At 48.1% G+C, this 2,027-nt stretch carries 2 protein-coding genes; both read left to right on the top strand.

Translation table 11 applies throughout. From position 1 onward, the window contains the following. On the top strand, positions 1–665 hold a 665-nt coding region (locus tag Q0628_RS02465), incomplete at its 5' end, for an HAD hydrolase family protein (protein ID WP_298767990.1). Positions 666–781: 116 nt separating this feature from the next. Further along, a partial coding sequence (locus tag Q0628_RS02460) for an FIST N-terminal domain-containing protein (RefSeq protein WP_298767989.1) occupies positions 782–2,027 on the top strand: 1,246 nt, incomplete at its 3' end.

Genomic DNA, 2,027 nt, shown 5'->3' with positions numbered 1-2,027 from the left:
ACGGCTTCGACAAGCCGGGCTTTTTCCTGGTGAGTTTCAATGGCGGGCTCATTTACGATTATTCCACCGAACAGTCCATTTTGACGCGCTACATTCCGGTAGAATCGGTCAAGTTCATTATGGATGCGGCCCACAAGGCGGGTATGCATGCACACACCTATTCCGGCGATCTGGTAGTTTCGGAATACGAGACGGAACAACTCAAGACATATTGCCGGCTGATGAAGATGGACTACGTGGTTGTCAAGGATATTCGCGACTACTACGGTGATTTCATCAATGTGGTGGTAAAGCCTCCCATCAAGGTGAATATCATTACGCCGTTTAATCACGATAGCCTGCTCGATTTTCGCGCCGAAATGCGCAAGACCACGGCGGGCAAGCTCTTTGACGTGTTCAGCAAACCCGAAATGCTCGAATTTTCGCACATGCAGTCCAACAAGGGAGACGCGGTGCGCTTTATGGCCGATTTTTATAAGGTCCCGCTTTCGGATACCATCGCCGTGGGCGACGAAGAAAACGACTGCCCCATGATCGAGGCCGCAGGTGTAGGAATTGCCATGGCGAACGCTTCCGATGTGGCTAAATCGGTGGCCGACTATGTCACAAAAGCGGACAACGACCACGGCGGAATTGCCGAAATTATCCAAAAATTCGTGATTTAGTCACTTTTACCACAAATATTCCAATTTGGAATAAATAGGGTAACTTTTTTCGAACGTAATGCACTTCTTTGTAGTATCTTCTATATTGATATATATTATAGGGATATCTCAGAGACATGAAACAATTCCAGTTCGATTACCACAGTATCACTACGTTAAAACGCGACCTTGACAAGATTAGTCTCTGGTGTAAATCACGAGTGTTTTCTCATGTGGTATTCCAGATTTATTCGAACTCCATGGATCGTGGGCAGATAGACCTGGTTTGTGACGTCATTTCGCAGAATTTTCCGGATTCCATTTACATGGGTTGTTCCACGGCTGGCAACATTGTGGATGGGCATATATCAAATGCCGAAATTTCCGTTGTCTGTACGATTTTTGAATATCCTACGACTCAGCTAAAATTGCTGCAGTATACGATGGATGCGGACAATGCCGTTGATGTGGTTGGCAGTATTAAAGAAGAAATCAAGGCGAATCCGTGGGTGAAGGCGGTTGAACTGCAGCTGACGACTCTTGGTGTTTCTATGACACCGTTTTGCGATGCGTTCAAGGATGTGGACCCCTCGATTGCGATTTTTGGCGGTGGCGCCATTAATCCGAGTCTGACAAGTACGGAAACATGCGTGTTTTCGAATGTGGGCGGGTATTCAGGAAAGGGAGTCCTAGTGCTTTTGATGGGGGGCGAAGACTTCTTTGTCTATACCACCCATGTGATTGGCTGGAAACCCCTTGGCCGTGAATTTGTGGTGACAAAAGCGAAGGGGCCGGTGCTGTATGAACTGAATGGCGAGCCTGCTTATGAAGTCTATCACCGCTATTTGAATATCCAGAATGACGAACACTTCATTTACAACACGCTGGAATTCCCGTTGTTCTACAAGCGCAATGGAATTGACATCATGCGTGCGCCGGTAGCCTGTAACGAAGATGGTTCCGTAGTCATGTCGTCGGATATCGAAGAAGGCGTGAAGGTGCGCCTTGCTTATGGCGACCCGTGGACAATTCTTGCAAGTGTCCGAAAAGACGGACGTAATGTAGGGGTGTTTAGCCCTGAAATAATCAAGGCGTTTTCTTGTGTAGTACGTCGAATCTTTTGGGGCAAAGAAGAAATCAGTAGTGAAACGCTCCCGCTGCAGAGCCTTGCGTCCACTTCGGGCTTTTACACATCGAGCGAGTTTCTGAGAACGGGTGGATTTGTGAACCAGCACAATGTGACGCTGGTGATAGCCTCGATGCGCGAAGGCAGGGGAGGGGACTCCTTTGAACTTGAAATGGCGCAGGAGTCCTTTTCGGGCAAGGTCTCGATGATCAATCGACTCGCAACTTTCATTGATGCTGCGACCCAGGAACTTGCCG

It is taken from the genome of uncultured Fibrobacter sp. (assembly GCF_937877005.1).
In the GTDB taxonomy this organism is placed as follows: domain Bacteria; phylum Fibrobacterota; class Fibrobacteria; order Fibrobacterales; family Fibrobacteraceae; genus Fibrobacter.
The sequence above is the reverse complement of the archived record's forward strand: the minus strand, read 5'-3'. Positions and strand labels throughout refer to the sequence as shown.